Origin of the sequence: Bradyrhizobium sp. Mp19 (assembly GCF_029952935.1) — a bacterium.
GTDB lineage: Bacteria > Pseudomonadota > Alphaproteobacteria > Rhizobiales > Xanthobacteraceae > Bradyrhizobium > Bradyrhizobium elkanii.
The window spans coordinates 1-24226 of record NZ_JASAUT010000087.1 but is presented as its reverse complement, the minus strand read 5'-3'; the positions used below and the strand labels follow the sequence as shown (position 1 = coordinate 24226).

The following is a 24226-nucleotide window of genomic DNA, read 5'->3' as shown; positions in this document are numbered from 1 at the left end:
CGAAGCTCGCTTGACCAACCTGCCGATACGCCATCCCCGCCTCCCCCTTCAGATCGGTCTTAGAGAATCGCAGATTCCCCTTTGCGCAAAGCCCTCGCAAGCGGGAGAGGGAGCAGGCCGCCTTCGCGGCCGCTATTCGACCTCATCTCATCATGCTCAAATGAGTCCGCTCAAAACAGCGGCGGGATCTGCGCGACTTTCAGCGGCCCCAGGAACACCGCGCCGTCGGCGAAGCGCAGCGGGAAGCTGCGCGCCTTCTTGCCTTCGAGCGTGGCCTCGGTGCCGAGCGAATTGATGCCAGCGGAAATGCCGGCATTGGCGTTCTGCTTGATCACCTTGCCGAGGCCGGGGATGGCGCGATCCAGCGCGCCGAAGAGATTGCTGAGGTCCTGGCTCTTCACGCCCGGTGCGACGCGATCGAGCGTCGACTGCGGCACGCCTTCCTCCAGCATCTTGTCGATGCCGAGCGCGGGGATGACGCGCTCGAGGCCGGCGACCGTCATCTGCAATTCGCCCTCGATGCGACCCTGCGCGTTGAGGCGCAGCGTGCCGGCCGCGACCGACAGCACATCGCCCTGCTCGATCCGCGACTGCTGGATCTCGACGCTGCCGCCGGCGGCCTGGATCTCGCGGAAGCGATCGGGCCAGGGTTTTGGCGAGAAATCCTTCAGGCCGTTGAGCCGCGCATGGATGTCGGCGTTGAACGGCTGGGCGAGCAGCGGATGCACGTCCTGCAAGGTGCCGCCGGCAATCTGCAGCACGGTCTCGATCGCGGGACTGTCCGGCGCCGAGCCGTCGACCTGCCTGCCGTGCAGTTCGATGTGATTGACCCGCGCCAGCGGCGCCGGCGCCGCGCCGCCGGTGCGGTCGATGGCGAGATCGTCGAACACCAGCGAGGCGCGCTGCGGCACCGCCGGCAGCCCGACGACGCTGCTGCGTCCCTTGCTCCAGCTCACCGACAGCGTCGGCTGCGCGCCGCGCTCGGCGATCGTGGCCGGGCCCTTGAATTCGGCGATCACGAGCTTGGGATCGTAGACCTGCGCCACGACCAGGATCTCGGCGAGCCGCGCCACGAACGCCATCTGCGGCGAGGCGGTCTGCGAGACCAGCATCACGCTCGGATCGGTGCAGCGGACCTCGAACCGGAACGGGTAGCCCGCCACCGAACGGTCGCCGCAATCATAGACCCGGCCGGCCTTCGCCTCCTGCGCGCGCCAGGCATCGGCCTGCACGCCGACCTGCGAGGCGGCGAAGAACCAGAAGGCACTCCACAGCGCCGCGGCGATCAGGACCGCGACGGGGACGGCATAGAGGCCGAAGCGCGAGCGGCGGCGGGGGGCGGAGGTCTGATCCGACATGCAGGTCCTTTGGCGGGCGAATTTGTCAAAATCTAAGCGGCCGCGAGCCTTGAACAAGCCCCAAGCAACCCTTGAGCGAGCCTTCAGCAAGCCTTCAGCAAGCCTTGGAAACATCACGGAATCTGCTTCGCTTCGACGGCCCGTTCTGCTAGCCCATCAGCGCGATGTCAGCAAATCCTCCCCAATCCGAAACCGACGGCGACCTCTGGGTGTTCGGCTATGGCTCGCTGATGTGGAAGCCGGGCTTCGAGTTCCTGGAACAGGTGCCGGCGCGGCTGATCGGCGAGCATCGCGCGCTCTGCGTCTATTCGTTCGACCACCGCGGCACGCCGGAGAAGCCGGGCCTGGTGCTCGGGCTCGACCGCGGCGGCGCCTGCCGCGGCATCGCATTCCGCGTCGCCGCCCGCCTGCGCCACGACACCATCGCCTATTTGCGCGGACGCGAGCAGACCACCAACGTCTATCGCGAGGTGATGCGCTCGGTGTGGCTGGAGAATGCGGCGCGCGAGCGCGTCTCTGCGCTGGCCTATGTGGTCGATCGCGGCCATGTGCAATATGCCGGGCGGCTGTCGCTCGCCGAGCAGCAGCGCCTTGTGCTGCAGGGCCATGGCCGCTCCGGCAACAACCGCGACTATGTGCTCTCGACCGTGGCCTCGATCGAGAGGCAGGGCTTTCGCGACACGCAGCTGCACCAGCTGGCGACGATGCTGCACGATGCGGGCACGCTGCATCGCGATGCGCGCGCGACTGACAGGCTCGATCCGGGCTGAGGCGCGGAACCTCGCTCGCGCATTTTTCGCCACGGCGCGAACAACATTGTGGTCTCAATTTCCGGTCGTTGGAATGGAATGACCGGAATGCGCCTCTCATTGCCCAAGCTCGCCGCAATCGGCCTGCTGTTGCTGCTGAATTCCCCATCTTATGCAGGTCTGAGAGAGGATGGCGCGGCGTGCGACGCCAGGGATCCGCACCCCGAGCTCGCGATCCCCGCCTGCACCCGCCTGATCGCGGCCAATCCCAGGGGACGCGACCTTTCGATCACCTATTACAACCGCGCGCTCGCCTGGCATAACAAGGGCGATCTGGAGAACGCCAAGGCGGACTACGATCAGTCGATCGCGATCAATCCATCGTTCGCGCCATCCTATGGCCAGCGGGCCAAGGTCTTCCTGCAGACCCAGGACTATGACCGCGCGCTGAGCGACTTCGATCAGGCGATCCGGCTGAAGCCTGCCGGCCCGTTCAGCGCCGGCTGGTTCAACAATCGCGCCGAGCTGTTCGTCGCCACCGGGGACTACGATCGCGCGCTGGCCGACTACGGCAGATCCATCGAGCTCGATCCGAGCTCGTGGTACGCCTATGTCAATCGCGCCTTGGTCTACGATTTCCGCGGCAAGGACCGGCTCGCGGCGCTGCATTGCCAGGATGCGATCAAGGTCGCGCCGCGCGCGGGCGGCCCCTATTATTGCCGGGCGGTGGTCGAGATCAGCGCCGGCGACATCGACAATGCGTCGCGGGATATCGAACGCGCGATCGCCATCCAGGACGGGCAATCCGAGTTCTACTCGCTGCGCGGCCTGACGCTGGCCGGCAAAGGCGAGCTCGATCAGGCCATGCGCGACTACGACCGCGCCACGCAACTCAATGCGCAGGGCGCGCTGAACTACGCACGCCGAGGCCTCGCCGACGAGAAGAGGGGCGATATCGAGCGTGCGCGCACCGACTTCCGCCACGCGCTCGACGTCATCGGCCTCGATCAGCTCGACCGGACGCAGGGCCAGCGCGTCGCCAGGGAAGGCCTGCAACGGCTGGACAAGGTCGCCGCCACGGACAAGAGCGTGATCGTGGATCACGGTGCGGCCAAGCCACCCCCCGCGGTCGCCGCAGCTGTGCCGATCGCGCCGATCGGCGCGGGTCAGAAGGCAGCAATTTCGGAGCGGCGCGTCGCCCTGGTCGTGGGCAATTCCAGATACCACTCCGTGCCGGTGCTGCCGAACCCCGGCCAGGACGCGGCGGCGATTGCCGATACGCTGCGCGCCGTCGGCTTTCAGGATGTCCGGCTCGTCAACGATGCCACGCGGGACAGCCTGGTCGAGGCGTTGAAGTCATTCGCCAACGCGGCCGATGGCGCGGACTGGGCGGTGATCTACTATGCCGGGCACGGCATGGAGATGGCCGGCGAGAACTATCTGGTGCCGGTCGATGCGAAACTCGCCACCGACCGCGATGTGCCGTTCGAGGCGGTTGCCCTGACCCAGGTGCTGGGCGCGACCGAAGGTGCGCGCAAGCTGCATCTCGTCATTCTCGATGCCTGTCGCGACAATCCCTTCGCCAACCAGATCAAGCGCACCGTCGCGTCGCGCTCCATCGGCAAGGGACTGGCCCAGGTCGAGCCCGACAGCGGGACGCTGGTCGTCTACGCCGCCAAGCACGGCCAGGTCGCGCTCGACGGCGACGGTGGTCACAGCCCGTTCGTGACCGCCCTGATCAAGCGCACGCAGACGCCGCGGATCGAGATCCGCAAGCTGTTCGACTTGGTGCGCGACGACGTCATGGCGGCGACGGATCGCCGGCAGCAGCCCTTCAGCTATGGTTCGGTGCCGGGAAGCGAGGATTTCTACTTCGGCGGCGCGAGCCAGAATGCGGCGAAATAGCCCGCATGCGGCGCCCGCGGCCGGACGCGCCTATCTGCCCAGCAGAGCAAACGCCTCGTCGACGCAGGCCTCAAGGCTGCGATGCGCCGTGTCGACGATGAGCCGATCGCGATCCCAGGCATCGTAAGCGCGGCACGCGACGGCATCCCAATTCGGTAGAGCGAGCCCCGCGATGTCGCTCGTTCTCGTCTCGACCCGCCGACGGTGCTCGGCCGGATCGCTGCACACGATCTCCAGCCATTTCATGTCGGCGCCGGCCCGTTGCGCCGCCATCTCCCATCCTTCGCGCGACGCCTGGCAATCGTTGACGCAGTCCGCGAGGACGTCGAAGCCGAGCGCGAGATTGTCGGTGGCGACGGCCTGCGCCGCGCGGTAGGTCCAGTCGGCGAGATCGCGCGGCGCGGAGGGCGATGCCCAGATCGCCTGGTCCATCGAATCGATCCGCAGCCACATCGCGCCGATGCGCGGCGCCAGCTGCCGCGCAATGCCGGATTTGCCGGCGCCGGGCAGCCCGGCCAGTGCGATCAGTCGTGCCATTGCAACCTCGCCCCCTTGCGATCATCAGGGCCGAAACCTAGCTCAGTTCCACCCGCGTTCCCACGCACCGTGACGCGCACCGCACCGGATTCGAGCGCATTGATCGAGAACCACACGATCGGGAATACGGCCGCCGTCTGGCGCTGTGTTGCGGCCAGACACATCGCGGCGGCGGTATGGCGCCGCCCTGTGACATTTAGGCTTTTGCATCCCGGCGCGGACGGATAGAAGCTCTTCCGCAAACAGCGCTCGCAAATTCGATGAACCTCTCCGCCCCCTTTGTCCGACGGCCGGTCGGCACCACGCTGCTGTCGCTTGGCCTCGTGGTGGCGGGCATCATTGCGTTCTTCAAGCTGCCGGTGTCGCCGCTGCCCGACGTCGACATCCCGACCATCATGGTGCAGGCGACGCTGCCCGGCGCGAGCCCTGCCGACGTCGCCTCCACGGTGGCAAGCCCGCTCGAGCGCCATCTCGGCCAGATCGCCAGCGTCACCGAAATGACCTCGGTGTCCTCGCTGGGCTCCGCCCGCATCACGCTGCAGTTCGACATCGACCGCGACATCAACGGCGCCGCGCGCGACGTGCAGGCGGCGATCAACGCGGCGCGCGCCGACCTGCCGACCAACCTGCGCGCCAACCCGACCTACCGCAAGTTCAACCCGGCCTCGGCGCCGATCCTGATCTACACCTTGACCTCGGACACGCTGACGCCGGCCGAGCTTTATGACGCCGCCTCCACCGTGCTGGCGCAGAAGCTGTCGCAGGTCGAGGGCGTCGGCGAAGTCTCGGTCGGCGGCGGCTCGCTGCCGGCGGTGCGCGTCGAACTGATCCCGCCGGCGCTCTACAAATACGGCATCGGGCTCGAGGACGTCCGCGCCGCGCTCTCGAGCGCCAATGCGCACAGCCCGAAGGGCGGCATCGACGTCGGCAACCAGCGCTACCAGATCTACGCCAACGACCAGGCCCGCAAGGCGGCCGACTACAGGCCGCTGGTCGTCGCCTACCGCAACGGCGCGGCGGTGCGCCTGACCGACGTCGGCGACGTGATCGATTCCGTCGAGAATGTGCGCACGCTCGGCGTTTCGAACGGCAAGCCGGCCGTCGTGATGATCGTGTACCGGCAGCCGGGCGCCAACATCATCAAGATGGTCGACAGCGTCAAAGGGCTGATGCCGCAGCTGAAGGCCTCGGTCTCGCCCGCGGTCGACATCACCCTCGCAATGGACCGCTCGAAGACGATCCGGGCCTCGCTGCACGACGTCGAGATCACGCTGTTGATCGCGGTGGCCCTGGTGATCCTGGTGGTGTTCGCCTTCCTGCGCAATGCGCGGGCGACGCTGGTCCCGGTGGTGGCGGTCGGCGTGTCGCTGATCGCGACCTTCGCCGTGATGTATTTGCTCGGCTACACGCTCGACATCTTCTCGCTGATGGCGCTGACGGTGGCGACCGGCTTCGTGGTCGACGACGCCATCGTGGTGCTGGAGAACATCACCCGCCACATGGATGCCGGGCTGTCGCGGCTCGAGGCCACGCTGGTCGGCACCCGCGAGGTCGGCTTCACCGTGCTGTCGATGAGCGTGTCGCTGATCGCGGTGTTCGTGCCGATCCTGCTGATGGGCGGCCTGGTCGGCCGCCTGTTCCGCGAATTCGCCATGACCATCACGATCGCGATCGTGATCTCGCTGGTGGTCTCGCTGACCACGACGCCGATGATGTGCGCGGTGCTGCTGCGCAAGGAGGAGGGCCAGCCGCACGGCCGGATCTACCGGATCAGCGAGCGCATCTTCGAGCTGATGCTGAACGGCTACCGGGCGACGCTCGGCCTCGCGCTGCGCCATCCGCTCCTGGTGATGCTGATCCTCGGCTCGACGCTCTATTTGAACTTCCATCTCTACAAGGTGGTGCCCAAGGGCTTCGTGCCGCAGCAGGACACCGGATTGCTGATCGGCTCGATCCAGGCCGACCAGAGCACCTCGTTCCAGCTGATGCAGCAGAAGCTGATCCAGTTCATCGACATCGTGAAGTCGGATCCGGCGGTCGACACCGCGGTCGGCTTCACCGGCGGCGGCGGCGTGGGTCCCGGCGGCACCAACACCGGCACCGTGTTCGCCTCGCTGAAGCCGATGGACGAGCGCCGGCTGCGCGCCGACAAGGTGATCGAGCGGCTGCGCGAACCGTTGGCAAGCGTCGCGGGCGCCACCCTGTTCCTGCAATCGATCGGCGACCTCGGCGCCGGCGGGCGCTCCGGCAATGCGGCGTATCAGTACACGCTGAAGGGCTCGACCTTCGAGGAGCTGAACGAGTGGACGCCAAAGCTCGTCGCGGCATTGCAGAAGGAGCCGACGCTCGCCGACGTCAACAGCGACCAGCAGAACAAGGCGCTGCAGGCCAATCTGATCATCGATCGCGACGCCGCCTCCCGGCTCGGCATCACGGTCAGCCAGCTCGACAACACGCTCTATGACGCGTTCGGGCAGCGCCAGGTCTCGACAATCTTCGTCGCGCGCAACCAGTATCACGTGATCATGGAGGTCGCGCCGCGCTTCTCGCAGGACCCGCAGACCCTGAAGGAGGTTTATATCTCGACCTCGGGCGGCTCGGCGAGCGGCACGCAGAGCACCAACGCGGTGGCCGGCACGGTGGCCTCGTCCTCGCAAAAAAGCTCAGTCAGCGCGGTCGCCGCCAATGTGGTGCGCAACCAGGCCACCAACTCGATCGGCGCCACCGGCAAGGGCGTCGCATCGACCGGAACCGCGGTCTCCACCAGCGCGGAGACCATGATCCCGCTGTCGAGCGTCGCCCGCTTCGAGCACGGCGAGACGCCGCTCTCGGTCAACCACCAGGATCTGCTGGTCTCCAGCACCATCTCGTTCAACCTGCCGCCGGGCGTCTCGCTGAGCACGGCGACCACCACGATCGAGAACGCGATGCACGCGCTCGGCATGCCCGCGGGCATTTCCGGCGGGTTTGCGGGCTCCGCGAAAATCTTCCAGCAGGCGCTGGCGAACGAGCTGTTCCTGATCCTCGCCGCGCTGGCGACGATCTACATCTCGCTCGGCATGCTCTACGAGAGCTACATCCACCCGTTGACCATCCTCTCGACGCTGCCCTCGGCCGGCGTCGGCGCGGTGGCGGCCCTGATGCTGTCGCACACCGATTTCGACATCATCGGCATGATCGGGGTGATCCTCCTGGTCGGAATCGTGAAGAAGAACGCCATCATGATGATCGACTTCGCGCTCGATGCCGAACGCCAGCGCGGGCTGTCGTCGCGCGATGCGATCTACGAAGCCTGCCTGATGCGGTTCCGCCCGATCATGATGACGACCCTCGCCGCCTTGTTCGGCGCGGTGCCGCTGATGATCGGCCTCGGCGAAGGCAGCGAGCTGCGTCAGCCGCTTGGCATCGCGATCTTCGGCGGGCTGATCCTGAGCCAGATCCTGACGCTCTACACCACGCCGGTGGTCTATCTCTATCTCGACCGCGCGAGGCTTTGGACCCAGCGCCGCCGCGCCGCGCGGCGCGCACGGCGAGCCGCAGCACGCGCGTCCTGACTAGGCCGTGCACTCGCGCGATACCTGGGTGAGTGTCCGCCAAGGGCCAGAAGCGACCCTTCCTGGGCCGCAACCGCTTGCAGATTGCATCGAAGGTGCCGCAATCGAGCCCACGGATCGGGCCTCGCCCACTTTCCAGGCGTGGACGACTCTCATAGGGAGGGGAATGACGAGGCTCGACAAACGGTGAGCTCTCGCGGCGCATCGCTCGTGGCTCTCGTCATCCCCGGTTAGATCAGTCTCGAGTGCTCGGCACGGGCGTGTTGAGCAACTGTTGCTCCCACAGAAACGCGATGCCGCTGCCGCCGGCATGCTGCGTGACCACCTCCGTCAGTTTGGCGGCCTGTTCGGTCCGGGCCCAGTCGCGCTGCCATTCTGCCGCCACCGCCAGCCAGGTCATCACGTTAGCGCCAGCCGCGATCATGCGCTGGATGGCGACCTCGTGCGCCTCGACCGACACGGCGCCCGACGCATCGGTGACCACCGTCACGTCCCAGCCTTCGCCGAGTGCCTGGATCACCGGCATCGCGACACACACCTCGGTCCACAGGCCCGCGATGACAAGCTGCTTGCGGCCGGTCGCCTTGACCGCATCCACCACCTTCCGGTCCTGCCAGGTGTTGATGAACGTACGGTCGATCACCTTCTGGCCGGGAAACACATCCGTAATCTGGGGGAAGAGCAGTCCGCCTCGTTCCGCCACCACGCTCGTCAGGATCGTGGGGACATTGAAGGCCTTGGCGGCCTTCGCCAAGCCCGCCGTATTGTTGATCACCATCTGCGGTTCGTGGCTGTTCACGTTCGCAAGCTGGTAAGGCTGATGGTCGATCAGAACGAGCACCGAGTCTTCAGGGCGAAGAAGCGAAGCAAGCCCATTACGAAAGCTCATGAATACATCCTCTGTTGTGGTGAGACATGCGCCGCCTGCGGCGCCGTGCCCGGACACTTGTCATTCCCCTTTGTGATACGATAGCGCCCTATTCCGCCAAGCTGTGTCGCAAAATGGGGAACGCTGATTTGGACATCGAAGACGTGATTGCATTCGTCGAAGTTGCCGATGCTGGCGGCGTCTCGGCCGCCGCGCGCCGGCTTGGCGTTTCGAAGTCGATCGTCAGCCGGCGGCTGATCCGGCTTGAGGCGGAACTAGGCGTCCAACTTCTTGCAAGAACCACCCGTGGCGCTGCTCTCACAGAAGCCGGCAACACATTTCGAGATCATGCAGCCAGAGTCCGCGCAGAAATCGATGCAGCCAAGGAAACAATCCTGCCTGGCGGAGAACTAAGTGGCCGCTTGCGAATTGCTGTGCCGCTTTCTTTCGGACCCACCCACTTCGCCCCCATACTCGCGGAAATGGCGCGACGCTACCCGCAGCTTCACATCTATACCGCCTACAGCGATCGCTTCGTCGATCTTATTGCCGAAGGATTCGATTGCGCCATCCGGGTTGGTTATCTTCCAGACTCCAACCTGATCGCGAGACGCGTCGGACCGATCTACGGGAAGCTTGTCGCGAGCCCGGACTATATCGAGGCGCACGGTGCCCCCGAGACGCTCGACGAACTCATCGCCCATGAAGCGCTGATGCAGGGTACCGAAACCTGGCAACTCATGGATGGCGACGAAATCGTCACGGTTCATCCGCGGGGGCGCTTCAAGGCCGACAACGGCACAGCTCTCGCCGTCGCCGCGGCGGCAGGGCTCGGCGTCGCCTGGCTCCCCGATTGCGTCATTCATGACTACTTGGCATCCGGAGCGCTGGTTCCGGTGATGACACGCCATCCACCACCTTCGGCAGGTGCATACGTCGTTCGCCCGCCGGGTCAACATCCCTCACGGAAGGTACGGGCCCTCACTGAATTGTTGATCGAGCGTCTCGAAGAAAATCCGCCCCTTGCGTGAGCCGCTCCTGTCCGAATGATCCATCGATCACGAAAGAGACGACGTATGCCGAGCGGGCTTGGGCCGCAGAGGACACGCGATCCGGAAGCCGCTTCGCACTTTTCCGGGTCATGCTTCGCCGGTCGTTGACAGACCCGCGCCGATCTTGCCACCCTGCCGCAAGGTGGCAGACGCAAGGAACCCAGCTGTGACTCTCGCACCTGATATCGCCGCGTCGCGCTGGTTCAACACCAGCGAACCCCTGACCCTGGCCGCGCTGCGCGGCCGCCCGGTCCTGCTGCACGCCTTCCAGATGCTGTGCCCCGGTTGCGTCGCGCACGGCACGCCGCAGACCCAGCGCGCGTTCGAGCTGTTCAAGCATTCGGACCTGCAGGTGATCGGGCTGCACACCGTGTTCGAGCACCACGCGGCGATGACGGAGGTGTCGCTGGAAGCCTTCATCCACGAGTACCGGCTGACCTTCCCGATCGGCGTCGACGAGGCCGGCGAAGGCACGCCGATCCCGGTCACCATGCAGCGCTACGGCATGCAGGGAACGCCGACAAGCATCCTGATCGGCCGCGATGGCAACATCGTGCATCATGGCTTCGGACAGCAGAGCGACATGGCGCTCGGCGCGATCATCGCGGCCGAGCTTGCCGCGCCGCATGGCCGATAGCGGCCCGCCCCGGCTGCAACCCGGCTCACGCGACTGCGTTGTGACGGCGTCGCGCATTGCGTGATAGCGTTCCGCCAACCAGAACCATCGCCTTGCGGGAGGATGTCATGAAAACCTATCAGCTCTACATCAACGGCCAGTATGTCGACCCCGCCAATGGCGAATGGTTCGACAGCATCGATCCCTATCGCGGCGAGGCCTGGGCGAAGATTCCGCGCGGCACCGCCGCCGACGCCGACAAGGCGGTGAAATCAGCCAATGAGGCGATGTGGCGCGGCCCCTGGGCGAAGATGACGGCCTCCGCACGCGGCAAGGTGATGCGCAAGCTCGGCGACCTCGTCGCGGCCAATGCCGAGCGCCTCGCCGAAATCGAGGTGCGCGACAACGGCAAGCTGATGGCCGAGATGCTCGGCCAGCTGCGCTACCATCCGGAGTGGTGGTGGTATTTCGGCGGGCTCGTCGACAAGCTCGAGGGCGGCCTGGTGCCGATCGACAAGGCGGACACCTTCGCCTACACGACCCATGAGCCGGTCGGCGTGGTCGCGGCGCTGACCGCCTGGAATTCGCCGCTGCTGTTCGTCGCCTGGAAATGCGCCGCCGCGCTCGCCGCCGGCTGCGCTGTGGTCGTCAAGCCGTCGGAATTCACCTCGGCCAGCACGCTGGAATTCGCCGCGCTGACCAAGGAGGCCGGAATTCCCGACGGCATCTTCAACGTGGTGACCGGCTTCGGTCCCGAGGCGGGCTCCGCGCTGATCGCCCATCCCGGCGTCGCCAAGATCACCTTCACCGGATCGGACACGACCGGCGCAAAGGTCTACGAGACCGCGGCCAAGAGCCTGAAGCGCGTCTCGCTCGAGCTCGGCGGCAAGTCGCCCAACATCGTGTTCGAGGACGCCGACCTCACCGCCGCCGCGGCCGGCGCGATCTCCGGCATCTTCGCCGCGACGGGGCAGACCTGCATCGCCGGATCCCGCCTTCTGGTGCAGAGCTCGATCAAGGAGAAATTCGTCGCGCGGGTGCTGGAGCTGGCGAAGTCCGCCAAGATCGGCGATCCCATGCAGTCGGACACCAATGTCGGCCCGATCACGACGCCGGCGCAATACAAGAAAGTGCTCGACTATATCGACATCGCGAAAGCCGAGGGCGCGCGCTGCCTGCTCGGCGGCAAGCCGGCCTCCGGCGACGGCATCAAGGGCGGCCAGTTCGTCGAGCCGACCATCTTCACCGATGTCGACAACACCATGCGGATCGCGCGCGAGGAGGTGTTCGGGCCGGTGCTGTCGATCATCTCCTTTGACACCGAGGAGGATGCCATACGGATCGCCAACGACACGATCTACGGCCTTGCCGCCGGCATCTGGACCAAGGATCTCGCGCGCGCGATCCGCGTGCCGAAGCAACTGCGCGCCGGCACCGTGTGGGTGAACACCTACCGGGCCATCAGCTACATGATGCCGTTCGGCGGCATGAAGCACTCCGGCGTCGGCCGCGAAAGCGGCATCGACGCGGTCCGCGAATATCAGGAGACCAAGAGTGTCTGGATCTCGACCGCGACGGACGTGCCGGCGAACCCGTTCGTGATGCGGTAAGCTTTCCGCACTGACGTCGCTTGCTTTACCTCTTTCGGACGGACAGAGGTACGACGGCACCCGCGCGCCAAGCGGCCGCACTTGACGTGCAGCGCGGAGCAGCGATCATGAGTGCCTACGGCACACACCGAAGAGTGTGGCCGATATTTGGGGAGATTCGCCATGACGCTTCGTTACTCAGGCGCATTGTTCTGCGCGCTCACACTTGCCGCCGCCCAACCGGCGTTCGCCGACAAGAAATACGGCCCCGGCGTCACCGACACCGAAGTGAAGGTCGGCCAGACCATGCCCTACAGCGGTCCAGCGTCCGCCTACGGCACCCAGGGGCGCATGGAAGAGGCCTACTACGCGATGATCAACGCGAAGGGCGGCGTCAATGGCCGAAAGATCAAGCTGATTTCACTGGACGACGCCTATTCGCCGCCGAAGACCGTGGAGCAGACGCGACGTCTCGTGGAACAGGACGAGGTGCTGGCAATCATCGGCACCATCGGCACGCCGACCAATTCAGCGATCCAGAAGTATCTCAACCAGAAGAAGGTCCCGCAGATCTTCATTTCGACCGGCGCGGCCAAATGGGACGACCCGAAGAACTTCCCGTGGACCACGCAGCTCTATCCGCCCTACCAGATGGAGGGCATGATCTTCGCCAAATACCTGTTGAAGAACAAGCCCGACGCGAAGCTCGGCGTGTTCTCCCAGAACGACGATGCCGGAAAGGATTACGTCAAGGGGCTGAAGGATGGCCTCGGCGACAAGGCGAAGACGATGATCGTCAAGGAGGTGACCTACGAGGTCTCCGATCCCACCGTCGACTCGCAGATCGTCTCCCTGAAGGCATCCGGCGCCGACACGCTGTTCACGATGGCGACGCCCAAGTTCGGCGCGCAGGCGATCCGCAAGGTCTACGAGCTCGGATGGAAACCGCTGAATTACGTGGTCAGCGTCTCCTCATCGATCAAGGGCGTCATGGAGCCGGCCGGCGTCGAAGCCTCGAAGGGATTATTGACCGCACTGGCGTTCAAGACGCCCACTGATCCGAGCTGGGAGAACGCGGCCGATGTGAAGGAGTTCAAGGATTTCCTGGCGAAGTGGTATCCGCAAGGCGACATTGCCGACGGCAGCAACGTCACCGGCTACATCTCGGCCTATATGACAGTGAAGATCATCGAGATGTGCGGCGACGATCTGACGCGCGAGAACCTGCTGAAGCAGGCGACCAACCTCAACAAGGTCGCCGCGCCGCTGCTCCTGCCCGGCATCTCGATCTCGACACGGCCGGACCGCTATGCGCCGTTCACGCAGATGCAGATCGCGACGTTCGACGGGAAGAGCTGGGTGCCGCAAGGCGAGACCTTCAACACCGACGCGGCGGCCGGTCAGTGATGGCGACGCCATTCGCGATACGGTAACTCACCGCATCGCGGCCTACCCTTTCGCGTTCGGCACACCGCCGAACAATTTCGCCTGCTCGGCGCGGCCGGCCTCGACGATGCGGGTGGTGGCGGTTTCGATCTGGTCGCGCAGGCGGGTCATGAACTCATCGCGCGGCAATCCCGGCGGCAGCGGATCGAGGAATTCGACCACCAGCGTGCCGGGATAGCGCATGAAGGTGCGGCGCGGCCAGAACAGCCCGGAATTGAGCGCGACCGGAAGGCACGGCACGCCGCTCTCGGCATAGATCTGCGCGACCCCGGCCTTGTAGTTCGGCGCGGCACCGGGCGCGGTGCGGGTGCCCTCGGGGAAGATCACGAGCTGGCGGCCGAGCTTCACCTCGGCCGCCGCGCGCTTCAGCGTCTTGATCAGCGAGCGCGGGCCGCCGCCGCGCTCGACCGAGATCATGCCGACCTTCTTGAGGTACCAGCCGAACACCGGGATCATCATCAGCTCACGCTTGAGGATGAACAGCGGATGCTCGAAAAAGCGCACCAGCGCGAACGTCTCCCAGAACGACTGGTGCTTCGAGGCGACCACCAGCGGCCCGCTCGGAATCTTATCGACGCCGCGGAACTCGATCCTGATGTTGCAGATCACGCGCATCAGGAACAGGCTGATGTTGGCCCACGCGGCCTCGATCGCCATCAGCGCGCCGCGCGGCAACAGCAGCGCCGGCAGCGCGATGATGCAAAGCACCACCAGCACCAGATAGAACAGCACGTTGAAGATCAGCGAACGCAGGAAGATCATCTAAGTCCCAGTACTAATTCGCCAGCGCCGTAGCCGGGCGGGGTGGCGGCGTTGCCGGCTGCTCGGCGAGATCGGAGGTCAGGTCGAGGCCGAGATCGGCCAGCCGCACCCGCATCTCCGCGGCGACATATTTGGCGTATTCCGATAGCAAGAGACGGAACGTTCCGCCACTCGTCCACCACGGCTCGTCGCGCCATTTGTCGCCGACCACGGCGAACGGGATCAGCGTGACGTCGGGCATCGCATGTGACAGTTCCACGAGCGCCCGCGGCATGTGGTAGTTCGAGGTCACCACGATCAGCGACTTGAAGCCGCGCTCGCGCGCCCAACGCCGCGTCTCCGCCGCATTGCTGCGGGTGTTGACCGCCGAGCGGTCGAGATCGACGCAACAGCGCATCAGCCCCTGACTGTCCGGAACCGAGCGGGAAATGTCGTGGGCGTCGTTGGTCGGATGCACGCCCGAGATCAGCAGGCGCTTGCCGTAGCCCGCGGCCAGCAACTCCATCGCGTCGGACACCCGCGACGAGCCGCCGGTCAGCACCACGATGCCGTCGGCGTTGTGCGGCGGATCGGTCTCGACGCCGCGCAATTGCGAGAGGAAGCCGACAAAGCCGACCGCCGCGGCGACGAAGGCAAGCGCCAGCGGCGCGACGATGGCGGCGCGCAGCCAGCCGCGCGGGCGCGCGGCAAGGCCATTCGGCGACGTATCGTCGGACTGCAAACTCATGTGATGCGGTTATCCTTCCCCCCGGGGGATTTTAAAGCATGATCCAGAAAAGTGGAAACCGGTTTTCCCCTCCGCCAGGGCCGCGTGCATGCGCGCGAAATCACACCTGGGCGACGAAATGCGTTCACGAGGCGGCGCCATGATTTCGAGTTTTCGCGGCGCCGTCAGTCGATGTCGTCGAGCGTGGCGAACAGGGTGCGCCGCGATGCCCACGCGGTGATCGCCGCGATCAGCACCGCCTGCATCGCCAGCACGAGATAGCCCGACGGACGCAGCGAGAACGTGCCGAGCAAGGCCGCGAACTGGTCGCCCACCGGCGTGCCGGAGAACCAGTTGGCGATCGATTCGGAGAAGCCGAACGCCAGCATCGCCGCGCCGCCGCCGATCAGCCCGCCTTGGAGGCCGAGCCGAAGGAAATGCCGCAGGAAGCGGTTGGCGATGAAGCTGTCGCCGGCGCCGACGAAATGCAGCACCTCGACGATCGGGCGGTTGGCGGCCATCGCGCCGCGGGTCGCGAACGACACCGAGATGATGGTTGCGATGATCACGAGGATGAGGATGCCGACGCCGGCGAACATCGTGGCGCCGGTCATCGAGCGCATGCGTTCGATCCAGGCGCGGTGATCGTCGACGCTTGCGGTCGGCGCCGCCTGCGTCACCCGCGCGCGCAACGCGGCGAGATCGAGCGTGGTGCCGGGCTGCACCCGCGCCACGATGACGCGCGGCACCGGCAGTTCGTCGATCGAGAGCCCGCTGCCGAGCCACGGCTCCAGCAGCTTGGCGGATTCCTCCTTGCTGAACGGACGGACCTCGAGAATGCCGGGCTGCGCCCGCATCGCCTCCACCGCCGCCTGCGCGTCGCGATCGAGGTCGCGGCCCGGCGAGGGGCGCACCTGGATGGTGATCTCGCTCGACACTTCCGACTGCCATTCGGCGGCCGACGCGCTGACCAGCAGCACGGTGCCTGTCGTCAGCGAGGCGAGGAAGGTCATGATCGCGACGACCGCGACCAGCGCACGGCCCGAGATCGAGGCGCGCGGCACGATCGGCGACATGTTGCGCGCGGTGGCCGGGACCTGCGGGCGTTCGCGTCCGAGATCGACCAACGACACTTTCTCGTCGCCGCTCCTATTCATAGATGTGCAGCCGTCCCTGATGCAGCACCAGCCGCCGCGCCTCGTATTGATCCATCAGCGTGATGTCGTGGGTCGCGATGATGACCGCGGTGCCGGATTTGTTGAGCTCGATGAACAGCCGCAGCAGGCGGCGCCCGAGCGTCGGATCGACGCTGCCGGTCGGCTCGTCCGCCAACAGCAGTTGCGGCCGCGAGATCACCGCGCGCGCGATCGCGGCGCGCTGCTTCTCGCCGCCCGACAGGATCGGCGGCAGCGCATCCATGCGCTCGCCGAGGCCGACCCATTTCAACAGATCGATCACCTCGCGGCGATAGCTCGATTCCTCGCGGCCCATCACGCGGAACGGCAGCGCGACGTTCTCATAGGTGGTCATGTGATCGAGCAGGCGAAAATCCTGCAGCACGATGCCGATCCGCTTGCGCAGGTCGGCGACCTGGTCCTTGCTCAGCAGCGAGACGTCCTTGCCGAACAGATTGACCAGCCCGCGGGTCGGCCGCAACGACAGGAACAAGAGCCGCAGCAGCGAGGTCTTGCCCGCGCCCGACGGCCCGGTGAGGAACTGGAACGAGTGCGCCGGGATCATGAACGAGAGGTCGCGCAAAATCTCCGGGCCGAGCCCGTAGCGCAGACCGACATTTTCGAACCGAACCAATGCGCTAGCTCCGTTCGAGAGGGCCGATGGCCCAATACCCCACACCGACGGCGAAGACGGCCCGAACTTCGGCCGAGCGTCCGCGAACCGCACAGAAAGCTTGTGCTTCGGTTATGGTTTCCGATTCGTTAACGGTCGCTAAGTAGCATCCGGGCATCCACACGGTGGAGATTCGGCCTCCATGCATATTGTTTGCCCGCATTGTACAACATCCTACGCCATCAATCCGGCCACCTTGGGCGAGGCCGGACGTACCGTCCGTTGTTCCCGCTGCCGGGAGGTCTGGCTGGCCCGGCCGGAGGACGCCATCGGGGCGACCGCGCCCACCCTGGCCTATCAGTCCGCCGGTTCCGATCTCGCCGCCGAATGGGAGGCCATGGGCCGGGAGGAGGCCGACGCGACCCCGGTGGTCGAGAGCCCCTCGATTTCGGCCGATTTGCCCACCGAGGGCAGCGACGCCGCCTCGGAATGGCCGGCGCTGGCGGAGGCGGATGCCGCCGCCCATGCCGACGCCGGGGACGCCGGAACCAGGGGGCGCTTCCGCCTGCCCCGGCTTCCCCGCCTGCCCGCCCTGCCCCGAATTCCGTTCATGCCCGTGATCGGCGCCCTGCCGACCACCTGCGGCGCCATGGCCGCGCTGGTCATCGCGCTGTTCGTCTGGCGCAACGATGTGGTGCGGCTGCTGCCGCAGACCGCGTTGTTCTACAAGATGGCCGGGCTCGACGTGAATTTGCGCGGGCTCGCCTTCAAGGATCTCAAGATCACCAACGAGACCGTTGACGGCAAGCCGGTGCTGGTGATCGAGGGCATGATCGTCGGCCAGACCAGGAAGCCGGTCGAATTGCCGCGGCTGCGCTTCTCGGTCCGCGACGCGCAGGGCGCCGAAATCTATGCCTGGAACGCCGTGCTGGAGCAGCCGGTGCTCAATCCCGGCGAGCGGGCCTTCTTCAAGTCGCGCCTCGCCTCGCCGCCGCCCGAAGGCCGCAATATCGACGTACGCTTCTTCAACAAGCGTGATCTCACCGGCAGCCGCGCGTGAGCCGCCAGCCAACTCCATCGGGAACCGACCAATCACCATGACGCGTGTTCTGATCGCCGACGACGAAGACTCGATGCGCTCGCTGGTGGCGCGCGCCATCGCCATGGACGGCCACGAAACCGTGACCGCGCAGGACGGCGCCGAGGCGCTGGAGGTGCTGACGCGCGACGAAGGCGCGTTCGACCTTTTGCTCACCGACATTCAGATGCCCGTGATGGACGGCATCGCACTGGCGCTGACCGCGGCGCGCGACTTCCCTGCATTGAAGATCCTGCTGATGACCGGCTTCGCCCATCAGCGCGAGCGCGCCTCCGGCCTCGAGGCGATCGTGCATGACGTGGTGACGAAACCGTTCTCGGTGGCCGATATCCGCACCGCAGTCGCGGACGCGCTGGCGGCGCGGAAGGCCAGCTAGGATTACGAGCTCAACTCGGAAAGCATGCCCGGGCGGTCAGCGTCACCGGGGACAGATTGAGAAATTGTGCAAATTGAAATGCATAACTCGCGCTGACCACGTTGCCGCAGGCTGACGTGGAGTAGCTGAATGTCTGCGCCGGAAGTGTGAGGCCGAACGCCTGCTGCGCGGCGTAATTCGTGATGGCGCTGCCGCTTGGACAGAGCGTGCTGTTGACGGTCGCGCAACGCGCCGCCATTTCCGTGCCGTGCTGAAGCCCGAGCTGCGTCCAGAACAGCAATCCGAATTCGATGATGCCAAATATGAACAGGAAGAACACGGGAGCGGTCAGGGCAAATTCCAGCGCGGAGGCCCCGCGATTGTCCCGCCATAGCGTTGTGAGTTTCACTGCAGCCTCGCAGTGGACTGGGCGCTATAGGTGTATGAGGCCGCCACAATCTGATAATTGATCAGCGTGTAGTAGGTCCCTTGCGCCGAAACCATGGCATATGTTCCGGCCTGCGCGCCGCTGGGGCAGACCGCGCCGCAACTGACGGTGTTAACCCCCGCACTCGTCGGGCACCCGCAAAACTGGTACGGCTTGGGCGAAGCGCTGATGGCTGTGGAATTCGTGGCGGCTGTCACGGCGCTGGTAACGCCAGTCTCGTCAAAGCCGCGGACAATCGCGTATTGCGCTCCCGCCTGCGCAGCATTCTCGACCTGCATCTTGCGATAGAGTGCCAGCCCGATGTCGGTCACCGAGACGACCATCAGGGACAGCAACGGAATCATGATGCCGAATTCGATGGCCGCGACGCCGCGTCTGTCGTGAACGGCGGCGCTCATGCGCCGTGTCAGAGAGCAAAGCAACCCGCCGTGGCTCGTGGGTGAGGATTTCTGGATTTGCATCGGGGCCAACCTCATTCGATGAGTTGCGCGGTTTGCGAGCCGATCGTCGCGGTGCCGAGCGCCGAACAATTGACCTGAAGGTTCGACGTGCCGGTGAACGTCAGGGTATCCGCGATGATCTTGGTACAGGATGTGCTGGTGCCGTTACCACCGCCGAAGCTGAGATTGACCTTCGGCAGGTAGATGGCACCGCCGAAATTCTGGGTGGCGCCGCCCGTGAGATTGAAAGCGGTCCCGGCCGGCATGTTGCGGTCGCCATACATGACGATGCCCTTCGTGGAGCCCGAGGTCGGCGCCGTCAGATCGATGATCGCGTTGCTGCCGATCGAAGCCGTGCCCCACTTGCTTCCCGAGCCGGTGAAGACCAGGGTCACGCCGCTGCCCGTGATCGTGGCGTTTCCCGCGACGCTCAGATTGGCGCCGTCCAGGTAATAGATGCCCGGATCGAGGTTCAGCGTTGCGCCGGCATTCACCGTAATGCTGCCGGAGTAGCAGCCGGGGCTGAGCGAGTTCGTCTTTCCGTTGGAATTGACCGTAATCTTGGCATTCGAACAGCTCGGCTTCGACGGCGGAGAGACGCTCGCATACGGGTCAGCCATTGGCTTCACATGTGTCTTGACGCCGTTGGTGGCGGTGATGTTGCTGGTGCCGGAGACGTCGCCGACGACGCCGACCTGATTGGCGGCGACCGTCGCGCTGCCGGCCACGTTGAGCGATGGGCTTGCACCCGAGTTGCTGTAAAGGTTGCACTTGATCAGGTTGAGCTGGTTGCCGCCGCTCACGTTGACTGCGGGACTGGCGCTGGCGTTGAGCGCAAGTACGCAGCCCGTCCCGGAATTCGGCAGGGCGACCGCGCGCGCGGTCACCGGCACGGGGGCCGAGCCGAACAAGGCCGACAGCAACCGCTGTTGCGGTTGGCTCACGATGACTTCGATCGCCTGCAGGTTCGACGTCTGACTGCCGGTTTTCGGCGGTTGATTGACCGTGACCGTGACGTTGTTCGCCCCGTTCGCGTAACCGTAGTTTGCCGTAACCGCGTTGGCTTCGGACAAAAGGTCGGCGCCTGCACTTGCCGCCGTTGCGGCGCTGACCGCGCCGGAGTCGGCGGCGCTCTGCATGTTCTTGTGTTTGTAGTACCACCATCCCACTTCGGTACCGAGCCCTGCCGTGCCGACCAGGACCGGCATGAGCAGCGCTGAAATGATGACATAGCTGCCCGACTGGTCTCGAACGAAGTGTCGAACCAAGCTGGTCTGATGTTGGTGCCGGCGAGTAATACCCAATGGCCGGTATGACGAAGCAATGAATAAACGGCTGTGCCTCATGTGCTCTCCTGAGACGCTTGCCAATTTTCCGAAGTAAGGTGACGCAAGCGACTTAAATGCCTGCCAACGGGAACCTTGCAATTTTAATGAAATTGTCTGAATCGAGCGGACAACACTCGGCCTCGATCACGCCGAGTGGAACGCGAGGTGCGTCGCCCGCGGAAGCTGACGTCTGCCGGCTTACAGCCGTCGTGCAGATTCCGCGTCATGCCCGCGAAAGCGCGGCATCCAGCTTGCAACGGCCGTTCGATTCAGCGTTGATGTCTCTCGAATGCCGTCACCCGCTTTCGCGGCGACAGTCGAGGACGAGGCGCGGGCCTCAATAATCCTTGAGCAGCCGCTCGATGTAGTCGAGCTCGATCTGCGGCCGCGACGGATCGGCGAGGCGGCGGCGCAGCTCTTCGAGGATGCGGCGGACGCGCTGCACGTCGATCTCGCCGGGGATCTTCACCGTGTAGTCGTCGCCGAATTCGCGGCCATGCAACGGACGGCCGAGCGGATCGGTCTGGTTGCCGCCGCTCTGCTGGCGGCCGGCGCGGTTGCCGGGGCTGTCGCCCGGCTGGTCGCCGTCGCCCTGCTGCATCGCGTCGGCAAGGCTCTGGGCGCCCTTGCGCAGCGCATCCAGCGCGCGGCCCTGCGAATCCACCGCCCCGTCGGCATTGCCCTCGCCCAGCCGCCCGGAGGCGTCGCCCATCGCGGAATCGGCCTGGTCGAGCCCATCATCGCCGTCATCGCCCTGGTCGCCGCCTTGATCGCCCTGCTGCGCCTGGTCGCCCTTCTGACCCTGACCTTTCTGGCCCTTCTGGCCGCGCTGGTCCGGTCCCATGCCGCGCTTGGCGAGCTCTTCCTGCAGCTTCTTCAGGCGATCGCGCAGCGCCTGCTGGTCCTGCTGCAGGTCGCCCATCGACTGCTCGCCCTGCTTGCCGCGCATGCGGTCGCGGCGGGAATCCTGGCCCTGCTTGAAGGTCTTGTCGCGCAATTGCTGCTGCTTGCGGATCATGTCGCCGAGCTCGTTGAGCGACTGCTGCATGTCGTCGTCGCCCTGATTGGGCTGCGCCATCTGCAGGTTTTCCAGCATCTGCTGCATCTGCTCGAGCAGCTGCCGCGCCGCATCCTTGTCGCCGGAGCGTGACAGCCGCTCCATACGATCGAGCATGTTCTTGAGATCCTGCTGGCTCAGCACCTTGGCATTGGGATCGAGCGGCCGGGCGAGCTGCTGCGGATTGTTGCGGAACTGCTCGACCATCTGGCGCAGGAAATTGTCCAGCGCCGCACGCAGATTGTCGGTGAGCTTCTTGATCTCCTCGTCGGTCGCGCCGCGCTCCAGCGCCTGCTTGAGCGCGTCCTGCGCCGCGCGCAGCGCCTTGTCGACGTCCGAGATGTTGCCGTCCTCGATGGTGACGGCGAGCGACCACAGGCTGGCGACGACCTCGCGCAATTGGTCGTCGGTGCGCGCCGCCTCGAGCTGCCGGCTCACGGTGTGCAGACCAAGGTAATGGCCGGTCTCCGGCATGAACATTTCCGGCGCGATCATCAGCGCCTCGAGCGCGGCGAACACCTGGCCGTTCTGGTTGGCGTCGAGCGCCAGGATACGGCGCTGCTCGATCAGCGCGCGCGCCAGCGGCTTGGTGAACAGACGCTCCGGCAGCCGCATGTTGAACGGCTCGCTCTTGCCTTCATTGCCGGCCTCGTCCTTGGCCGTCAGCGTCAAGGTCACGTCGGCGCCGGCATAGGGGTCTTCACTGAGGTCCTTCACGGTCTGGCCGACGCCGTTGCGGGTGCGCGCATTCGGCAGCACCAGCGCGAATTGCGGCGGCTCGAACAGCGGCCGCGGCTGCGCCGCCTTGCCGTCGGCATCCTTCTTGCCGTCGGCCTCCTTCGGCGCATCGGTCGGCCGCGCCGCGAACTGCGCGCGCGCTTCGCTGACGCCGTAATCGTCCTCGAGCCGGTAGGACATCTGCAGCGCGCCGCGCGCCTGCCGCTCCGGATCCTTGGCGAGCGCAATCGACGGCGGACGGTCCGGCGTCGCGGTGAATTTCCACTGCGGCTGGCCAGCCGGCGCACGGACATGCGCGGTGCCGTCGCCGGTGATCTTGAAATGCCGCTCGTTGGTACCCTTGGGCGCCTGCCCGTCCGGCGCGACCTCGGTGACGCCGCCACCGACGACGACGTCGATGCTGCCGCCGCTGGAGCGCACCAGGAGCGTGCTGCCGGCGGGAACCGCGAGCGGGGTGGTGTCGGCCGCGTTGGCGTCCTTGTTGGCGTTCGACAGAATGATCGGCGGCTTGCCGGTGTAGTTGGGCGGCGTCACCCAGGCATCGACCCGGACATTGGCCGGCGCCATGATGCCGTTCCAGTCGAATGCGGAGGCGACCCGTAGGCCGCGCTCGTCGCCGGCGGCGACATAGCTCGCGACCAGCATCACGATGACCAGCGCGCGCAGCGCCCAGGGGTCGTGCAGCGAGACGCGCGGCCGCGGCAACCCGGCGCGGATGCGCTTGATCGAGGCCAGCGTGCGCTCGCGCTGCGCTTGCCACAGCGCCAGCGCAAACGGGTCCTTGTTGGTGAGCGTGTCGGAGAGCGTGGTCGCCGGGCGATGGCGGATGCCGGCGCCGCGGTCGAGCCGGCTCAACCCCTCCTCGCGGCTCGGCCAGCGGAAGCGCACCAGCGGCGACAGCGCCGCGAGCGCGGCAATCGCGAACAGGCCGGCGCCGGCCACGCGTGCGACAAACGGCAGCACCAGCCACAGGCCGGCCCAGGACGCGACCAGGAACAATCCTGCGACCGTCAGGAACCGCGCCAGATGCGGCCAGGCCCGTTCCCACGCAATCGCGAACCTTGCCCGCTGCAGAGCCTCTGTCAGTTTCAGCCGCGCGACCGCATCGCTGTCGCGGACGGCGCGTGACGGGTCAGAGGGATCGATATTGGCTCCGCTCAATAAAATCTCCGGGGTAGCCGGCAGGTCAGCCTAGCACGGCGGCGGCTTTGAGGCACCCGTTCCAAGGCGTAACCCACACCGGGAAATACGCATAACACGAAGGCGTGACTGCGGCGGTGCGACCCCGTAACGTCCCGGCCGAACCATCGCATTAACGCATGAGGAACGCGATATGGACCAAAAAACGCACGACAAGGGGCTCGAAATCCGCAAGGCGGTGCTGGGCGAAGCCTATGTCAACAATGCGCTGAAGAACTCGGACAGCTTCAACAAGCCATTCCAGGAACTCGTCACCGAATATTGCTGGGGCGCCGTCTGGGGCCGCGAGGAATTGCCGCGCAAGACCCGCAGCATGCTCAACCTCGCCATGATCTCGATCCTGAACCGGCCGTACGAATTGAAGGCCCACATCAAGGGCGCGCTGACCAACGGCGTGTCCCGCGACGAAATCCGCGAGATCTTCATGCAGGTCTCGATCTATGCCGGCATCCCAGCCGGCGTCGACAGCTTCCGCATCGCGCGCGAGGTGTTCGCCGAACTCGACAAGGCGTGAGCGAACTCCACTCGTTGTCGTCCCGGCCGAGCGCAGCGCGAGCCGGCAACTGTTATGTTGGTTTGGTCTGCAGGTAGGGCTTTCGGTCTCGCATCATGGCATTGAGGACCGTCAGCA

General features: G+C 65.7%; 21 protein-coding genes. 10 read left to right on the top strand and 11 right to left on the bottom strand.

All coding sequences use genetic code 11. From position 1 onward, the window contains the following. Positions 1-170: 170 nt before the first annotated feature. The gene (locus tag QJT82_RS42190; RefSeq protein ID WP_028340397.1) at positions 171-1358 is read right to left on the bottom strand and encodes a DUF2125 domain-containing protein; all 1188 of its coding nucleotides are present in this window, start codon (positions 1356-1358) and stop codon (positions 171-173) included. Between the two features lie 164 nt (positions 1359-1522). On the opposite strand from QJT82_RS42190, the gene QJT82_RS42185 reads away from it, so the two are divergent. Continuing rightward, positions 1523-2128, top strand: a complete 606-nt coding sequence (locus QJT82_RS42185) for a gamma-glutamylcyclotransferase (RefSeq protein ID WP_028340396.1) — start codon at positions 1523-1525, stop codon at positions 2126-2128. A gap of 87 nt (positions 2129-2215) precedes the next feature. Next, a complete protein-coding gene (locus QJT82_RS42180) occupies positions 2216-4012 on the top strand; it encodes a caspase family protein (protein WP_196238151.1) in 1797 nt (598 codons plus the stop codon). Between the two features lie 30 nt (positions 4013-4042). Here the strand turns inward: QJT82_RS42180 and QJT82_RS42175 are convergent, their stop codons facing one another. Next, complete coding sequence (locus tag QJT82_RS42175) at positions 4043-4549, bottom strand: AAA family ATPase (protein WP_028340394.1); 507 nt, start codon at positions 4547-4549, stop codon at positions 4043-4045. A 260-nt stretch (positions 4550-4809) separates the two neighbouring features. Here QJT82_RS42175 and QJT82_RS42170 point away from each other — a divergent pair, with 260 nt between their 5' ends. Continuing rightward, on the top strand, positions 4810-8103 hold the full coding sequence (locus tag QJT82_RS42170) for an efflux RND transporter permease subunit (protein WP_028340393.1): 3294 nt from the start codon (positions 4810-4812) through the stop codon (positions 8101-8103). A gap of 235 nt (positions 8104-8338) precedes the next feature. On the opposite strand, the gene QJT82_RS42165 is transcribed toward QJT82_RS42170, so the two are convergent. Further along, entirely contained in the window at positions 8339-8992 is a 654-nt protein-coding gene (locus QJT82_RS42165; protein ID WP_028340392.1) for a hydrolase, read from the bottom strand. Positions 8993-9120: 128 nt separating this feature from the next. Between QJT82_RS42165 and QJT82_RS42160 the strand changes: the two genes are divergently transcribed. The 4 genes from QJT82_RS42160 to QJT82_RS42145 all read left to right on the top strand — a co-directional run bounded on the left by QJT82_RS42160 (position 9121) and on the right by QJT82_RS42145 (position 13635). Beyond that, positions 9121-10002, top strand: coding sequence for a LysR family transcriptional regulator (locus QJT82_RS42160; protein ID WP_028340391.1), 882 nt, complete (start codon positions 9121-9123; stop codon positions 10000-10002). A 187-nt stretch (positions 10003-10189) separates the two neighbouring features. Then, positions 10190-10660: a TlpA disulfide reductase family protein gene (locus tag QJT82_RS42155; protein WP_028340390.1), complete on the top strand. Its 471-nt coding sequence runs from the start codon at positions 10190-10192 to the stop codon at positions 10658-10660. A gap of 107 nt (positions 10661-10767) precedes the next feature. Beyond that, on the top strand, positions 10768-12249 hold the full coding sequence (locus QJT82_RS42150) for an aldehyde dehydrogenase (RefSeq protein WP_028340389.1): 1482 nt from the start codon (positions 10768-10770) through the stop codon (positions 12247-12249). A gap of 162 nt (positions 12250-12411) precedes the next feature. Continuing rightward, positions 12412-13635: an ABC transporter substrate-binding protein gene (locus QJT82_RS42145; RefSeq protein ID WP_028340388.1), complete on the top strand. Its 1224-nt coding sequence runs from the start codon at positions 12412-12414 to the stop codon at positions 13633-13635. Positions 13636-13677: 42 nt separating this feature from the next. Here the strand turns inward: QJT82_RS42145 and QJT82_RS42140 are convergent, their stop codons facing one another. The 4 genes from QJT82_RS42140 to ftsE all read right to left on the bottom strand — a co-directional run bounded on the left by QJT82_RS42140 (position 13678) and on the right by ftsE (position 16951). After that, complete coding sequence (locus QJT82_RS42140; protein WP_028340387.1) at positions 13678-14436, bottom strand: lysophospholipid acyltransferase family protein; 759 nt, start codon at positions 14434-14436, stop codon at positions 13678-13680. A gap of 13 nt (positions 14437-14449) precedes the next feature. Next, the gene (locus QJT82_RS42135) at positions 14450-15163 is read right to left on the bottom strand and encodes a YdcF family protein (protein WP_028340386.1); all 714 of its coding nucleotides are present in this window, start codon (positions 15161-15163) and stop codon (positions 14450-14452) included. A gap of 164 nt (positions 15164-15327) precedes the next feature. Continuing rightward, positions 15328-16299: an ABC transporter permease gene (locus QJT82_RS42130; RefSeq protein ID WP_028340385.1), complete on the bottom strand. Its 972-nt coding sequence runs from the start codon at positions 16297-16299 to the stop codon at positions 15328-15330. Continuing rightward, on the bottom strand, positions 16292-16951 hold the full coding sequence (ftsE, locus tag QJT82_RS42125; protein ID WP_016845305.1) for a cell division ATP-binding protein FtsE: 660 nt from the start codon (positions 16949-16951) through the stop codon (positions 16292-16294). Before ftsE ends, QJT82_RS42130 begins: the two co-directional genes overlap by 8 nt. 181 nt (positions 16952-17132) lie before the next feature. Here ftsE and QJT82_RS42120 point away from each other — a divergent pair, with 181 nt between their 5' ends. After that, on the top strand, positions 17133-17990 hold the full coding sequence (locus QJT82_RS42120) for an MJ0042-type zinc finger domain-containing protein (protein ID WP_028340384.1): 858 nt from the start codon (positions 17133-17135) through the stop codon (positions 17988-17990). A gap of 37 nt (positions 17991-18027) precedes the next feature. Further along, entirely contained in the window at positions 18028-18405 is a 378-nt protein-coding gene (locus QJT82_RS42115; RefSeq protein WP_028340383.1) for a response regulator, read from the top strand. A gap of 10 nt (positions 18406-18415) precedes the next feature. Here QJT82_RS42115 and QJT82_RS42110 read toward each other — a convergent pair whose 3' ends face one another. The 4 genes from QJT82_RS42110 to QJT82_RS42095 all read right to left on the bottom strand — a co-directional run bounded on the left by QJT82_RS42110 (position 18416) and on the right by QJT82_RS42095 (position 23556). Beyond that, a complete protein-coding gene (locus tag QJT82_RS42110) occupies positions 18416-18793 on the bottom strand; it encodes a TadE/TadG family type IV pilus assembly protein (protein WP_245288699.1) in 378 nt (125 codons plus the stop codon). Further along, entirely contained in the window at positions 18790-19230 is a 441-nt protein-coding gene (locus QJT82_RS42105) for a TadE/TadG family type IV pilus assembly protein (protein ID WP_028340381.1), read from the bottom strand. Before QJT82_RS42105 ends, QJT82_RS42110 begins: the two co-directional genes overlap by 4 nt. A gap of 74 nt (positions 19231-19304) precedes the next feature. Beyond that, positions 19305-20618 carry a pilus assembly protein TadG-related protein gene (locus QJT82_RS42100; RefSeq protein WP_245288698.1) on the bottom strand — a complete coding sequence of 438 codons (1314 nt, stop codon included), beginning with the start codon at positions 20616-20618 and terminating at the stop codon, positions 19305-19307. Positions 20619-20937: 319 nt separating this feature from the next. Further along, positions 20938-23556: a TIGR02302 family protein gene (locus QJT82_RS42095; protein ID WP_028340379.1), complete on the bottom strand. Its 2619-nt coding sequence runs from the start codon at positions 23554-23556 to the stop codon at positions 20938-20940. A 172-nt stretch (positions 23557-23728) separates the two neighbouring features. Here QJT82_RS42095 and QJT82_RS42090 point away from each other — a divergent pair, with 172 nt between their 5' ends. Further along, positions 23729-24109 (top strand): carboxymuconolactone decarboxylase family protein, encoded by a 381-nt coding sequence (locus QJT82_RS42090; protein ID WP_028340378.1) that lies wholly within the window; start codon positions 23729-23731, stop codon positions 24107-24109. The last annotated feature ends 117 nt before the right edge of the window (positions 24110-24226 follow it).

Excerpts from the sequence above, each read along its gene's own strand:
- QJT82_RS42190 (WP_028340397.1), bottom strand. The coding sequence starts at position 1,358 with ATGTCGGATCAGACCTCCGCCCCCCGCCGCCGCTCGCGCTTCGGCCTC.
- QJT82_RS42185 (WP_028340396.1), top strand. The coding sequence starts at position 1,523 with ATGTCAGCAAATCCTCCCCAATCCGAAACCGACGGCGACCTCTGGGTG.
- QJT82_RS42180 (WP_196238151.1), top strand. The coding sequence starts at position 2,216 with ATGCGCCTCTCATTGCCCAAGCTCGCCGCAATCGGCCTGCTGTTGCTG.
- QJT82_RS42175 (WP_028340394.1), bottom strand. The coding sequence starts at position 4,549 with ATGGCACGACTGATCGCACTGGCCGGGCTGCCCGGCGCCGGCAAATCC.
- QJT82_RS42170 (WP_028340393.1), top strand. The coding sequence starts at position 4,810 with ATGAACCTCTCCGCCCCCTTTGTCCGACGGCCGGTCGGCACCACGCTG.
- QJT82_RS42165 (WP_028340392.1), bottom strand. The coding sequence starts at position 8,992 with ATGAGCTTTCGTAATGGGCTTGCTTCGCTTCTTCGCCCTGAAGACTCG.
- QJT82_RS42150 (WP_028340389.1), top strand. The coding sequence starts at position 10,768 with ATGAAAACCTATCAGCTCTACATCAACGGCCAGTATGTCGACCCCGCC.
- QJT82_RS42145 (WP_028340388.1), top strand. The coding sequence starts at position 12,412 with ATGACGCTTCGTTACTCAGGCGCATTGTTCTGCGCGCTCACACTTGCC.
- QJT82_RS42140 (WP_028340387.1), bottom strand. The coding sequence starts at position 14,436 with ATGATCTTCCTGCGTTCGCTGATCTTCAACGTGCTGTTCTATCTGGTG.
- QJT82_RS42135 (WP_028340386.1), bottom strand. The coding sequence starts at position 15,163 with ATGAGTTTGCAGTCCGACGATACGTCGCCGAATGGCCTTGCCGCGCGC.
- QJT82_RS42130 (WP_028340385.1), bottom strand. The coding sequence starts at position 16,299 with ATGAATAGGAGCGGCGACGAGAAAGTGTCGTTGGTCGATCTCGGACGC.
- QJT82_RS42120 (WP_028340384.1), top strand. The coding sequence starts at position 17,133 with ATGCATATTGTTTGCCCGCATTGTACAACATCCTACGCCATCAATCCG.
- QJT82_RS42115 (WP_028340383.1), top strand. The coding sequence starts at position 18,028 with ATGACGCGTGTTCTGATCGCCGACGACGAAGACTCGATGCGCTCGCTG.
- QJT82_RS42105 (WP_028340381.1), bottom strand. The coding sequence starts at position 19,230 with ATGAGCGCCGCCGTTCACGACAGACGCGGCGTCGCGGCCATCGAATTC.
- QJT82_RS42100 (WP_245288698.1), bottom strand. The coding sequence starts at position 20,618 with ATGAGGCACAGCCGTTTATTCATTGCTTCGTCATACCGGCCATTGGGT.
- QJT82_RS42090 (WP_028340378.1), top strand. The coding sequence starts at position 23,729 with ATGGACCAAAAAACGCACGACAAGGGGCTCGAAATCCGCAAGGCGGTG.